The organism is Paenibacillus sp. GL_099_B (assembly GCF_057835695.1).
This window is the reverse complement of the sequence record NZ_CM174430.1, coordinates 494,635-508,230: the sequence shown is the minus strand read 5'-3', so window position 1 is coordinate 508,230 and position 13,596 is coordinate 494,635. Positions and strand designations below refer to the sequence as shown.

Sequence of the window (13,596 nt, the reverse complement as noted above, 5' to 3'; positions counted from 1 at the left end):
CACGCCAGCTATCTGATCTCCTGTTTTCCGTTTAAGCAGAGCAGATCAGCAGCCAGTCTTGTTGTTGTATGGGCTCATTATACCAAGCTACCTGTGCAAAATCACGACGAGCATAGGCCGGGTTCTCAGGCTTCTTTGTGCTTTTTGGGCAGCAGCCCGAACAACATTCGAAGCGATGTTCCTTTGGGTTTGCGTTTTCTTCCCTGGAAGCTGCGCAGATTGGTGACCAGTTCACGGTCACGCTCCTCTTCCAGCTTCTCATTCATCCACAGGCGCTGCTTCTCCATCTGCTCCTGGAGAGCAAGATGGGTATCCGCCAGATGTTGCAGGGTTAACTCCAGTTCGTCCACCCGATGCTGCAGCAGCTGGACCTGATCATCCTGCTGTCCGACAGCACCGTAAGTCACTTCACTCACCAGTTGTCCCAGACCTTCATAAGATCTCAATGCTCCAGTTAGTTCAGGTTCCTCAGGAAATATTGCGGGCATCACTGTTGCCGCACATTCCGTCTCTGAGGCATTCTCCATTACCATCACAGGCACGTCTGGAGTCAGTACGGTCACCACAGCATCTGCAAGTGGCAGATTATGTTCCCTAAGTTCTGTCATCAGGCGTTCGATGCACTCGATATCGTCCGACTTGAACAATCTGGATTTGTTGGCGGAACGCTCGAATCGATACCCTTGTTCCTCAAGCGCTGCCGCATATTTACGAAGAGTACTGGCACCAATGCCCAGGCTCTTGGCCGTTTCCGTCGTTGCTCCTGCTTCTTCAATCATTATTATTCCCTCCCGGAATGAAGTCTTTTTGAATACAAGGTAGTGGCTTCAGCGTTCCCTTTTGGAACTGTCATCGGATCGGGTCAACCTGTCTCATGGATCAAGTAGGCATTTTTCATTTGCTTGTCGGTATGTATTCGTCAGTCTCTTTGCAGATCCCTTTGACGCTTTTCTTCTGTTTCTGCGGATTCATAAGAACTTTTGTCAGTTGCCTCATTCGTAAAAATAACCCTTCATCCGACAATGAGCATGAATGCTGTCATGTCGAAATTCGTTGGTGCAAACGCCGTCACTTTTTATGAAGACGAATTATTCATGTCAATTTTATTAACTCCGTCACTCCAATACGCTCCCGCGACAGAGGAAATCATTGCTGCACAGCTTTTCCATGTGTTATCTTATGTAACGTAGAAGCAGTTGTTCGCATAAAATAAAGGACTATACTTAACATAAGTCTCATTATGAACGGATAAATCAAATGTAAATGGGGGCTGAACGGCAGTGTTAGGCAAATCAGGTAAAGTAGCGGTGATCGGGGCGGGACTTGTCGGTTCAAGTTGTGCGTATTCCATGATTAATCAATCGATATGCAGAGAAATTATGATGGTTGACCGGACGTATGACCGTGCGGTTGCACAGGCGCTGGATTTTTCCCATTGCATGGACTTCACACATAACCGCACGAAGGTATACGCTGGCACTTATGCAGATTGCAGCAGCATGGACGTCATTGTCCTGACTGCCGGAGCGAATCCGAAGCCAGGGCAGACTCGTCTGGATATTCTGGAAGAAGCGGAGTCCATCGCCAAAGATATCGTTGTTCCCATCATGAATAGCGGATTCCGGGGAATTTTTGTCGTCGCGGCCAATCCGGTTGACATAGTAACTTATATGGTATGGAAGCTGTCCGGCCTTCCACGTGAACGAGTCATCGGTACAGGTACGTCTATTGATTCCTCCCGGCTCAAAACGCTGTTGTCAGAGGTCTTCTCCATTGATCCACGCAGCGTGCACGGATATGCTCTCGGGGAGCATGGGGAATCCCAGTTCGTCGCATGGTCGCATGTCACCATCGGAGGCAAACCGATTATGCACATTATGGAGCAGCACAAGGAACGCTTCAAACATCTGGACCTGGAAGATATCGCCCGCAAAACGAAAGACGCCGGTTGGGAAATCTTCACTCGTAAAGGTTCCACCCAATTCGGAATCGGTAACGCACTCGCACATATAACCCGTTCGATTCTCAACGATGAACACAAGATCATTGCTGTCTCCGCGATCCTTGATGGTGAGTATGGACAGAGCAACGTCTGTGCAGGTGTTCCAGCCATTATTGGTGGGGATGGGATTCAGGAGATTATCGAATTAAATCTGGATGCATCTGAACGTGAGAAATTTGAGCGTTCCTGTGAAGTTTTGTCAGGCAACATCAATCGTCTTACCCTGGTTTGACCAGTTCAGCCACTCAAGGATGGTCCATAACAAAATAGGCAGAAACACAAAAACGCCAATAACCTCCTGATACAGAAGTGTCATTGGCGTTTTTGTGTTTGTTTGTTTGTTTTTATCCACCTTGGGAGTACGAGTCTTCAGCTTGGTGCAAGCTGCGGTTCATCTGCTGGCCCCCATTGCTGCAATACCCGCTTTAATTCACTCAGCATGATTGGTTTGCTGATGAAGTCACGCATCCCAATCTCCAAACAAGCTTCCTTGTCTTCACGTTTGGCATTTCCGGTTACCGCGATAATAGCTGGAATACGCTCCTGCGGAATTAATCGGTGTACAAGGTCTGTCGCTTTGAGTCCATCCATAACAGGCATCTGAAGATCCATCAGGACAATATCATAGGCATTTTGCGAAATGGCTTCGATCGCTTCAACGCCATTGGTGCATACATCTGCTTGATAACCAAGCTTCTCGAGGTACTCCGATAAAATCTTCCGGTTTACCGGGTGATCCTCGGCAACGAGAATACGCATCGCCACCTTATCCCCCTGTCGTGTTCGATCATGGCTGAATTGACGTGCAGATTGCTCTGCAGTCGCATCTACACTTGTGGCAGGCACAGCGAAGCGGAAAGTTGATCCCTTTCCATCTTCACTCTCCACACTGATACTGCCACCCATAATCTCCACGAGTCGCTTCGAGATGACTAATCCAAGACCTGTCCCGCCATATTTGCGGTTAATCACAGGATGAAGTTGAGAGAACGACTGGAATAACTGATCCAGCTTATCCTCTGGAATGCCGATTCCCGTATCCTTCACCGCAAAGTCCAGCACACTCGATTCCGGTCTATTACCGCGAATAATATCCACCGTGACATCAATGCTCCCCTGATCCGTAAACTTCAAGGCATTGCTCACCAGATTGACGAGAATTTGCCGAATACGCATCGCATCACCCACCATAAACTCAGGAATGTCGGGATTGAGACGATATCGGATCTTCAATTGCTTCTCTTCCGCTTTAGGGGAGAAAAGCTCCGCAACCTGTTCCAACATGATTCGCAGCGAGAACGGTTCGTAGGCCAGAGCCATTTTTCCGGATTCCAATTTACTGAAATCAAGGATGTCATTCAGGATATTCAATAGTGCATCGCCGCTCTCACGGATGATCTCGGCATATTCTCGCTGTTCCTCCGATAAATCGGTGCCAATCAGCAATTCAGTCATGCCTACGATTCCATTCATTGGTGTGCGAATTTCATGACTGACCATCGACAGGAATTCCGACTTGGCCTGTGCCGCGAGTTCAGCGGTTTCCTTGGCGCGCACAATTTCGCGATCACCAGTCACATCATTGAACACGATAACGGCGCCACGAATCTGACCCTCATCGATAATCGGTGTAACCTGGTATTCCACCAGAAAGCTGGTTCCGTCTTTGCGCCAGAACACATCCTCCTTCACTGTACGACGCTGCCCGTCCATCACCGTCATATGAATGGGGCATTCTTTTTTTGGAAAATAGCTGCCATCTGCACGTGAATGATGAATGATGGGATGCGAGTTTTTGCCGACAAACTCTTCCGCTTCGTAGCCGAACATGGAAGCAGCAGCCGGATTCATAAACCTGGTGATGCCATCTGCGTCCAATCCATAGATGCCATCTGTAACAGAGTTAAGAATCAGGGCATGCTGTTTGCTGAGCTCCTGGATCTGCTCTGTATAATCCTTACGCTCCGTAATATCAGACAGGATCCCATACACACCCACGAGTTCCTGGTCCACAATGATTGGAACGTTAATGATAGACACATCAACCTTCCTGCCACCGGAATTCACGATCCGAGTTTCATAATGTTGGGGTTTCCCCTGCTTCACCAGTTCGAAGTATGCCTGCCCGCCGTGCACTTCACTTTTATCCAGATGCAAAAGAAAGGACTGCCCGATCAATTTGCTCCGAGGCACATCCAGCATTTTGACCAGATTGCGGTTCACTGCAGTATATTTACCTTCGAGATTCAGCGAATACACCGCTGCCGGATTATGTTCGAACAGAGACTTGTACCTTTGACGACTCTCTCTAAGACGTCTTTCTGCATTTTTATGCTGGGTTATATCCCGGCTGACGCTTACAATCTGAGTATTCTTGCCCTCTTCTCCGGCTACAGGCTTCGCCAGCGTTTCCATCCAGATGTAGTGCCCCTTCTTATGAAGAACTCGCATCTTGCAACCATCCCCACTCGACGACATCTCCAGAAGTTCAGGGTAATCCCCAGGATAACAGTAATCCTTCAGGAACTTCCCTGTCACCTCTTCCGGACGATATCCCAGCAACGAATAGACGGAAGGAGAAACATAAAGCAGCTTGCCGTCCATCGAACTTGTGGTGATTAGATCCTGGGCATGATCCGCCAACATCTGATATTTCTCCTGCGTTTCATGCAATTTACGTTCCACTTCTACGATCTCGGTTACATCCCTGGCAATTCCGTATATCCCCACGATCTCTTCTTGTTCCGTTATGGGTACATAGGTAATCTCAGCCTGTTTCAGAGAACCGTCTCTATGATAAAATGTGATCGACTTACTGACTGAATGTCCAGCCAGCACCTCACGAATGTATTCTTTACGTGACTCCTCGCTCTCGGGAGGGCAAATCCTATCTCGATTCAAACTACGGAGTTCTTCAAATGTATACCCTGAAATCCTCTCAATCGAGGGATTGGCATCAATATAATTTCCATGGATGTCCATCACATATATGGCATCTGGGTGATTAAAAAACAATGATTGGTAAGAACTTCCCTCAGAAATAATGCGCTTCAGGGTTTCCGTTTTATTAATATCCAAGGCTTACCCCTCTTTTCTTAGCCTATATCTTCATCTAACAACCAAAAAATATAATTTTCAGAGAAATGGGCCTACCCTCGAATAACCATGTAAGCCTTCCTAGAAACAGCTTTTTTTATTTTACTAGATTCCAATCTCATTTTGCTTACAATCTCGTATTAAAATTGTAATATCGTTATATAAAAAAGTTAAATTTTAAACTATATAAATTAAACCATTAATGAAATTGTATACCGACCAATTCGATTTGAAATTCCATGGTTGGATGTTAATTACAATAAAATAGATACAATTTGTATCACATAAGCTATAATCGATACAAAAAGGACGTGCGTGTCTGTACGGTTGATAATGGACCTATCATATTCTGATTTCTCAACGGGACGTCGCTAATTATGGAGAGGATGGATATCATGCTACCTATCAGGGTTAAGTATGCTTATCACAAAGTACGGGGGCTTACTTTATTCGGAAAAATTCAATCTTCCTTTGGATTATTGCCTCGAATAAGAGGCAAAGTGTATCTGAATAAATTTGGTGATCTCCGAGTGGGAAAACGACTCAATATTATAGGCAAACCCTGGGGGACGCAACTAACGGTTGTAAAAGGGGCCAGATTGACCATTGGGGATGACGTCATGATTAACGCAGGTGTGGGGATAGCAGCCAACATCGAGATCACCATTGGTAATAATGTCATGATTGGACCAAGAACCAGTATATTCGATAGCGCCTATCACCGAATTGACTCGCTTGATGATGGAAGCAACATGACCAAAAAAATCACCATTCAAGATAATGTCTGGATCGGTACCGGAGTGTTAGTCCTCCCGGGAGTAACCATTGGAAAAAATTCAGTTGTCGCTGCGGGGAGCACTGTCACCAAAGATGTACCTGACAATACATTGGTTGCTGGAACACCTGCAAAAGTAATTCGGGAACTTACCATTCATGATGGCTGGGTGAGAAAATAAATAAATCCCGCTCGACCACCATACGTAAATCTCAGAGTATGGTGGTTGAACGAGATCTTTATTCAATGTTGATCAGCCTTGATAAAGGTTGATTAAATTTCTTTTTTTCTAAAATATAACACTCCGATTAAAATGAAGAGAACTGCACTGCCCCCGACTACTGCAAGCATCGTCCCAAGTGGAACATTATAAGCTCCGAATCCCCCACCTTCAAACGGGGTCATCAGAATCATCGGTTGCGCCCAAGGGTAATACGGGCCAAATGTAGACGAGTTCACGATCAGAAGGTTTGGTACGGTCAACGCAAAATTCAATGCCAGCGGTGCGGCAAAGCTGCTCCATACCAAGGAAACGAACATTTGGAGAGCAGCGAGCGGCACACAAGCGAATAGTCCCAACAGCAGCTTACCTGCAAGGAATCCCCATGGGATGGGATCCGTCATGCCCTGGATCATACCTGCCAGCAGGATGGACCCTAACAACAGTAATTGTGTGCCTGCCAGAAGCAGAATCACGATGGTCAGTTTGCCTGCATATACGCCGTTCCGAGTAAGCGGCAGCACCAGCATTTGCTTCCAGCCTCCCCCCGCATGCTCGAAACGACAGACGAAAGACGTAAATACGCCGGTCAGGATGGGCAGCAATAACAAACCGTGCAGAAAGACCATTGAACCCATAAGCACATTCCATTGACCTGATGGTGTGGATAGCAGCCCAATCAGCAGTGCGATTAACGGACTCAGCAGAATCAGAAGCCAGACAGGCGATTTGCCCATTTTGAGTCGTTCGGAGGACAGGATTCGGAAATAGGTTGTTGCAAAACTCATCTTAGGCCACATCCTTCCGGCTAAAGTGCACCATACCCAGCAACATGATTAGGAGCCCCGCCCCTACACCCAAACCGACATACACAAATGGTTTCGGGCTGATCCAAGCCATCTGTGCCCAAGCAAGCGGAAAGTATGGTGAGATACTGAGTGCGAACATCCCCATTACTGCGAGTACAATCCCAAGAGTGACGGGAAGAGCCTGATTTTTATTTACCATCGTAAGCCATAGCTCCAGCGATAACACCGGAAGTGCGCCAGCCAGTGGCAGTAAACCCAGCTTGATTGCATGCGTCCAGGGAATCTCACCAGCGTCGAACCCAAGCAGCAGTCCCAGACCAATAGTTCCCGCTGTTAATAACAAGCAGGAGATAATGAGCAGCAAACAAGCGAGCAGGAATTTAGACAGATACACCGCAGGTCTCGTGATCGGCATCGCCAGCAATTGCTTCCACGATCCCTGTTCATGTTCAACATTTGCGATCATCGAGCTAAGAATCGTCGCCCCCAGCATCAAGGCAAGCGGTACAAAAACAACCACATTGTCGAGCAAACCCTCCCACAGATGATTCCCATACTGTTCTTTCAGATAATCCAAACGAAGCCCGAAGTTCAAAGCCTGCATGGCAGTCAGTCCAATGGGTGCCAGAAAAACGAGAAACCAGATGCCTTTGCCACGAATTTTGAGCCAGTCGGACGATAACGCACGGCCCGTCATACCGTTGCCCCCTCACTGATAACCCGCATGAACAAGTCTTCCAGGGATTGACGGTGCTCTTCCACACGATAGACCGCATGGTCCTGCTCAACCAATCGACGGACCAGCAATGCAATCGCGCTATTATCCATATACGGGAACGTGAGCGCCGCTCCTTCACGTTGACCGAATTGTCCCTGCTCTCGTGCCAGCTTCATCGCTTCTTCCGGTTCGGAAACGGTCAGTCGAATGGAGCTGCCCGTCTGGCTATGCAGATTGGCGATCGTATCCTGAAGGACCATTTTCCCCTCGCGGATAATGCCAACCCGGCTCGCCATCTGTTCCACTTCACTCAGCAAATGGCTGGACACCAGCACGGTGATACCGTGTTCCAGCGGCATACGTTTAATTAGCTCCCGGATCTCCTGGATGCCCGCTGGATCAAGACCGTTCGTCGGCTCGTCCAAAATCAGCAGCTCCGGCTGACCCAGCAAGGCACTTGCAATCCCCAGACGCTGTTTCATTCCAAGCGAGTAACCTTTTACGGAACGTTTGGCATCCCGGGTCAGATCCACGATGGAAAGCACTTCGGCAATCCTCGATTTGGGTACATTTAATATCCGGCGCAAGGTTTCCAGATTCTCCACCGCGTTCAGATGACCATAGTATGAAGGATACTCAACCAATGACCCTACTCGTCGCAGAATGTCCATGCGATCCTTGCGGATATCCTTATCAAATATACGGATGACACCTTTGGTTGGCTTGATTAAGCCAAGAAGCATACGAATGGTTGTTGTTTTGCCAGCGCCGTTGGGACCAAGGAAGCCATAAATGTCTCCCTTTTTAATATGCAGATCAAGTTCACGGACCGCCGCACGGTCCCGGTATGTTTTCCATAAGTTAGCGGTTTGAATAATGTTATCAGTCACTGTTTAATCACCTCGGATATCATCGTAACCTTCCAAGGTTAAAGCTGAAGTCGGCTGAAGTTTAAGTTTTGTTTAAAAAAAGGTAGGGCCTTGATTTCCCAGCTCCCTCGCCACTATAGAGGCACACCCGCAATCCATTCTCAGAGCTGTCTACCCTCTTCCGCAGCCCCATCTCACGAATCAGCAGATCCACGATGGATAACCCCAGACCTGTTCCCTTGGTATCCGAATCTTCCTGCAATCCTAGGCCCCTATCCTGAATAACAAGAGCCTTCTCCCCATGGATCTGTTCTGTCGATATGCCAATATATTTTCCACTCGCTGCATGACGGATGACATTCTGAAACAGGTTATCGAGAACACGACGTAATCCCTGCTCATCCACCTGCCAGAACAACGGTTCTTCCGGCAGATCGATATCAATCTCAAACTGCTCTTTCTCCCACACGGGATACCAGGCCGCTGCCGTTTCTCTGACGATTCGCAGGACGTCCTTCTGTTCCAGCTTCAATGTATATTTTCCGCTGGTGAGCAGGTTGTACGATAACATGTTATCGATCAATCCACTCAAATCATCCATCTTGGCTTCCATACGACGCAATGAAGTATCCGCACCCGTGCTTAGTGGTTCTTTGTGAAGGGAATGCATATGTCCACGGATGACGGTCAGCGGTGTACGCAGATCATGCGACAATCCCGCGACAAGACGTTTGCGAAGCTGCTCTTCCTCCCGCTCCCGGTGACGGCTGTCTGTCAACTGATGCACCATTTCGTTGAACGATTCCTCCAGATGTCCAATCTCGTCCGATCTGCGAATCTCCACAGGAAGGGGAATGCCTTCCTTACCCGGAGTGATCATCGCCGTCTGGAGCCGGATGAGCCGCTTGCGAATTCGCGCAAAGAACAGGATCGACATGATGATAAATAACAGGAAGATGATCATCATCAATCCACCCAAATACAAAAGTTCCATAGGCCAGTTGTTCTGTGGCTTTTGCAAAAGATACCTTGGAACCTCAATCACCATAAACCCTTGTCCCTTGTCTTCACTATCTCCACCCACAAAAGAAACAACCGTTAGCGGATCACGATAGGAGGCTTCCTTCATAAATTCCAGGGAGCTGTTTGCATTCCATATCGAAGGAATCCGGGTCTCTGTATTCGGATGATCCAACGTCCATTTCAATGTCGTCATTGTTGTTCCATCCACGGTGGACTCCGATACATCAACGTCCTCTCCAGCGAGAATAAATGCCGTTTCACCGTTTTGGTCCACACGGTACATCGAAGATTTAGGATATTTACGGTGCAGCTGTTCCATACGTTGATTGATTTTTTCAGATGTCGCCCCATCCAGCTTCTCGGATTCCCGGGTCCACAGGTTGCTAATTTTCGTGCTATCGCCATAAGGTGCCGTATTGTCTTTATTTGTATTGTTCACCACCACCACATAGATAATGGATGTAATGGGGAGAACGACCGGCACAAACAAAACCGCTGCCAAGATCAGGAGAATATATCGGGACATCAAGGTCCGTCCAAAACGCATTTTCCGTTTGCCTGGAAGACTACGTTTCACTCCCCTATTCCTATCGGATGGATCACGCATCGTCGCTTTTCTTCTCATGGCTTCTTCACACGATACCCAACACCACGAACGGTTTGAATGATGGTTGGGTTCGCCGGATCACGCTCCAGCTTCTCGCGCAGATGCCGGATATGTACCATTAATGTCTTGTCCCCGTCCAGATAAGGCTCGTTCCAAACGGCTTCGTAGATCTGTTCCTTGGTTCGAATCATGCCCATATGCCTGAGCAGGTAGGCGAAGATATGAAACTGTTTGCCCGATAAAATAATTTCTTCCTCTGTCTCCTCATTCACGATCCGGTGATCCTTCTCGTAGATGGACAAGTGGTCCAGTTTTACCACGGTATCGGCCGAGATCGCTGTCCCTGCCTTCCGAAGCTGGACTTCAATCCGTGCGGCAAGTTCATCGGGATGGAATGGCTTGGTTACATAATCATCGGCAAAATCAAGCCCATGCAGCTTGTCGTCAATGGACGTTCTAGCCGAGAGCATGACAATGGGCACTTCAGGATGTTCCTTTTTGAGTCGCTGTCCTACCGTAAATCCATCCAGTCCCGGCAGCATGACATCCAGAATAACCAACGAGCAGCCCCCGGCAGCTTCAGCCGCACCTTCACCACTTCCGAGCCATACCACCTCATATCCACGCTCCTCCAAGTCGGCCCTAACCCATGTAGCAATTTCCGTATCGTCTTCAATGTATAACAGTTTCGTTTTCATGCGCGTATTCGTTTCCTTTCTATACCCTTTGGGTTAATTATATATTTGAAACATAATGAAGTATCTTGTTTATATAAAATGTACGAATGATGATCACACGACCATGGATATCCTTTTATTTTAAATTATACCTTAATCATCCGCTTCGCATAATTCATGCAGGGATTGAGAGGTTGATTCAACAACATAAGCATGTGGCATTCATCCCGAGATTGATTTGCATCGAATGCGGCTACTTGCTCACATACTACGTGTGTATACGACGGGAGGAACTTCATTATGCTGCTGGAAGCCATCTATCATCAACCAAAACGGAACTGGGCCTACGCCTACGATAAGGATACCATTCGTCTGCGTTTGCGTGCCAAAAAGAATGATCTCACCGAGGTACATGCCCTGACTGGGGACAAATACGCCTGGGATCGCACCAAAGAGCTGGTTCCTTTAACCAAATATACATCCGATTCCATGTTCGATTATTATGAGGGACAAGTAAAGCCTCCGTATCATCGACTGAAGTATTCCTTCCTGCTGAAAAGTGGCACAGAACAGATCTGGATGACCGAAACGGATTTCCAAACGCATGAACCCGACGATCCTGGTCACATGTTCCAGTTTCCGTATATCCACCCCGGAGCTGTATTTACACCGCCTGCGTGGGTGAAGGATGCGATCTTCTATCAGATCTTCCCTGAACGATTCGCAAATGGCAACCCGGACCTCGATCCAGAAAAAGTGGAACCCTGGGGTGGTGAGCCGACCCCGTTTAACTTCTTCGGCGGTGATCTCCAGGGCGTCATCGACCATCTGGATTACTTTGAAGAGTTGGGCATTAACGCCATTTATTTCACACCCATCTTCGAGGCAACGACCAATCACAAATACGATACCGAAGATTATCTACGAGTAGATCGGCATTTTGGTGATGCAGATACGGTCAAACGGCTTGTTGAACTGTGCCATGCACGCGGAATCCGGGTACTACTCGATGCGGTGTTCAATCATTCCGGGAAGACGTTTGCTCCATTTGTCGATGTGCAGAAGAACGGGGAGAAGTCCAAATACAAGGACTGGTTCCATGTACATGAATTCCCGCTGGACGTGAAGGATGGCATTCCTACGTATGAAACCTTTGGATTCGAAGCCCATATGCCGAAGCTGAACACGGAAAATCCTGAGGTGAAGGCGTATTTGCTGGAGGTGGCGGAATACTGGATTAAGGAAGTCGGCACCGACGGCTGGCGGCTGGATGTCGCGGATGAAGTGGATAATGCATTCTGGCGCGACTTCCGCCGAGTGGTCAAGGCTGCGAATCCGGATGCCTATATCTTGGGTGAGGTATGGAATGAGTCCTCCTCCTGGCTGCAAGGCGATCAGTTCGATGCCTCGATGAACTATCCATTTACGGAAGCCGTAAATCGCTTTTTTGTAAAAGATGTCATGCACGCCGCACAGTTCGCGAACTCGATCGGTCGACAGCTGTCCCGCTATCCGCTGCAAGCCAGCGAAGTGGCATTTAATCTGCTGGACAGCCACGATACACCACGGCTGCTCACCTTATGTGAGGGCGACCAGCGGAAGATGAAACTGGCCGCGCTGTTCCAATTCACTTATATGGGTACCCCGTGTATCTATTACGGGGACGAGATTGGGCTGGACGGCGATCATGATCCCGGTTGTCGGAAATGTATGGAGTGGGATGAGACGAAGCAGGATCGCGAGCTGTTCACCTTTTATCAGAAGCTGATAGCACTGCGCCATGCCCATCCTGCCCTGCGTGCAGAAGGCAGCATTCGATTCCTGCAGGCCCGTGAAGGCGGAAGCCAGCTTGTGATGGAACGACAGGATGAGGAGGAGCGTATTCTGGTCCTCTTTAATCGTTCGGAAGAAACAGCTATCGTCGAGTTGGAAGCAGGTGCCGGGGAGTGGACGGAGTTATTTGGGGAGAATTATCGTACAGCCAAGGAAGAGGGAATCCTGGCCGTTGAGCTGCCCGCATATGGATATGCTGTACTAAGTACAGATATCGCGTAGCTTTTTAATATTGTTGTGTCTTTACAATTCCAACGCACTACAAGCAACGCCGAATAAGCGCTCACAGGCCTGTTACTGATCTGTAGAGCGCTTTTCTGCGTTATGGATGGATCTTCAATTGATTTAGGGACATGGATACTATTGAAAGCTACTGTGGCGCGGTCAGCTGTTCCTTGAGCAATCGGATGGTAGCCTCATATTGCACAAGCCCCACTTGCATACATAAACGCTGTGCAGGTGAGATCTGTTCGCCGAATTGCTTCATCTGGCGCTGCAGCTCGGCATACAGCAATTCTTTACGATTCAGCTCCGACCGGACCCACCCTGCTACGGTATCTTCATCCGCCAGTTCTCCGAAATACAGACGCATCAGAAAATCAGAACGGAACACCTCGGCTTCCAGGGGACTCATCAAATAGGTATTGAACTCCGCAGACCCTTCCGGTGTTAATGTATACACATTTTTGTCAGGTTTCCCTTCTTGTCTAACGGATTCTTTGGTCAATAACCCTGACTTTTCCATCTTCGCAAGTGTGGGATAAATGGTGCCAAAGCTGGCATCGAAGAAAAATGAAAAATATTGTTCAAAGTACTGCTTGATCTCATATCCGGAACATGGCTGATTGTGCAGTATTCCGAGGATGACATGCTGCGTGTTCATCGGTGTACCGCTCCTTTCCAATTGCTCTTAACGTATCACATCCTCCCTTATACGTTCAACATCATCAGACGTCCACGGATCGGC

General features: G+C 48.1%; 11 protein-coding genes. 3 read left to right on the top strand and 8 right to left on the bottom strand.

Annotation, left to right across the window (positions count from 1 at the left end; genetic code table 11):
* Window positions 1–125: 125 nt before the first annotated feature.
* Entirely contained in the window at window positions 126–779 is a 654-nt protein-coding gene (locus tag AC3ITG_RS02455; protein WP_489252692.1) for a MerR family transcriptional regulator, read from the bottom strand.
* A 501-nt stretch (window positions 780–1,280) separates the two neighbouring features.
* On the opposite strand from AC3ITG_RS02455, the gene AC3ITG_RS02450 reads away from it, so the two are divergent.
* Window positions 1,281–2,234: an L-lactate dehydrogenase gene (locus AC3ITG_RS02450; protein ID WP_413374828.1), complete on the top strand. Its 954-nt coding sequence runs from the start codon at window positions 1,281–1,283 to the stop codon at window positions 2,232–2,234.
* A 137-nt stretch (window positions 2,235–2,371) separates the two neighbouring features.
* Here the strand turns inward: AC3ITG_RS02450 and AC3ITG_RS02445 are convergent, their stop codons facing one another.
* On the bottom strand, window positions 2,372–5,080 hold the full coding sequence (locus tag AC3ITG_RS02445; RefSeq protein ID WP_489252691.1) for a PAS domain S-box protein: 2,709 nt from the start codon (window positions 5,078–5,080) through the stop codon (window positions 2,372–2,374).
* 413 nt (window positions 5,081–5,493) lie between these two features.
* Between AC3ITG_RS02445 and AC3ITG_RS02440 the strand changes: the two genes are divergently transcribed.
* On the top strand, window positions 5,494–6,054 hold the full coding sequence (locus AC3ITG_RS02440) for a DapH/DapD/GlmU-related protein (RefSeq protein WP_413374824.1): 561 nt from the start codon (window positions 5,494–5,496) through the stop codon (window positions 6,052–6,054).
* A 92-nt stretch (window positions 6,055–6,146) separates the two neighbouring features.
* Here AC3ITG_RS02440 and AC3ITG_RS02435 read toward each other — a convergent pair whose 3' ends face one another.
* From AC3ITG_RS02435 to AC3ITG_RS02415, 5 genes are all read right to left on the bottom strand, one after another.
* Window positions 6,147–6,881 carry an ABC transporter permease gene (locus tag AC3ITG_RS02435; RefSeq protein WP_489252690.1) on the bottom strand — a complete coding sequence of 245 codons (735 nt, stop codon included), beginning with the start codon at window positions 6,879–6,881 and terminating at the stop codon, window positions 6,147–6,149.
* Window position 6,882: 1 nt separating this feature from the next.
* Entirely contained in the window at window positions 6,883–7,599 is a 717-nt protein-coding gene (locus tag AC3ITG_RS02430) for an ABC transporter permease (protein ID WP_489252689.1), read from the bottom strand.
* On the bottom strand, window positions 7,596–8,510 hold the full coding sequence (locus AC3ITG_RS02425) for an ABC transporter ATP-binding protein (RefSeq protein WP_489252688.1): 915 nt from the start codon (window positions 8,508–8,510) through the stop codon (window positions 7,596–7,598). The genes AC3ITG_RS02430 and AC3ITG_RS02425 overlap by 4 nt, the downstream gene beginning before the upstream one ends.
* A gap of 61 nt (window positions 8,511–8,571) precedes the next feature.
* Complete coding sequence (locus AC3ITG_RS02420; protein ID WP_489252687.1) at window positions 8,572–10,137, bottom strand: HAMP domain-containing sensor histidine kinase; 1,566 nt, start codon at window positions 10,135–10,137, stop codon at window positions 8,572–8,574.
* Complete coding sequence (locus tag AC3ITG_RS02415) at window positions 10,134–10,817, bottom strand: response regulator transcription factor (protein ID WP_063566209.1); 684 nt, start codon at window positions 10,815–10,817, stop codon at window positions 10,134–10,136. Before AC3ITG_RS02415 ends, AC3ITG_RS02420 begins: the two co-directional genes overlap by 4 nt.
* Window positions 10,818–11,096: 279 nt before the next feature.
* Between AC3ITG_RS02415 and AC3ITG_RS02410 the strand changes: the two genes are divergently transcribed.
* Window positions 11,097–12,851, top strand: a complete 1,755-nt coding sequence (locus tag AC3ITG_RS02410) for an alpha-glycosidase (RefSeq protein ID WP_413374812.1) — start codon at window positions 11,097–11,099, stop codon at window positions 12,849–12,851.
* Between the two features lie 148 nt (window positions 12,852–12,999).
* On the opposite strand, the gene AC3ITG_RS02405 is transcribed toward AC3ITG_RS02410, so the two are convergent.
* Entirely contained in the window at window positions 13,000–13,512 is a 513-nt protein-coding gene (locus tag AC3ITG_RS02405; protein WP_063566211.1) for a PadR family transcriptional regulator, read from the bottom strand.
* Window positions 13,513–13,596 lie beyond the last annotated feature (84 nt).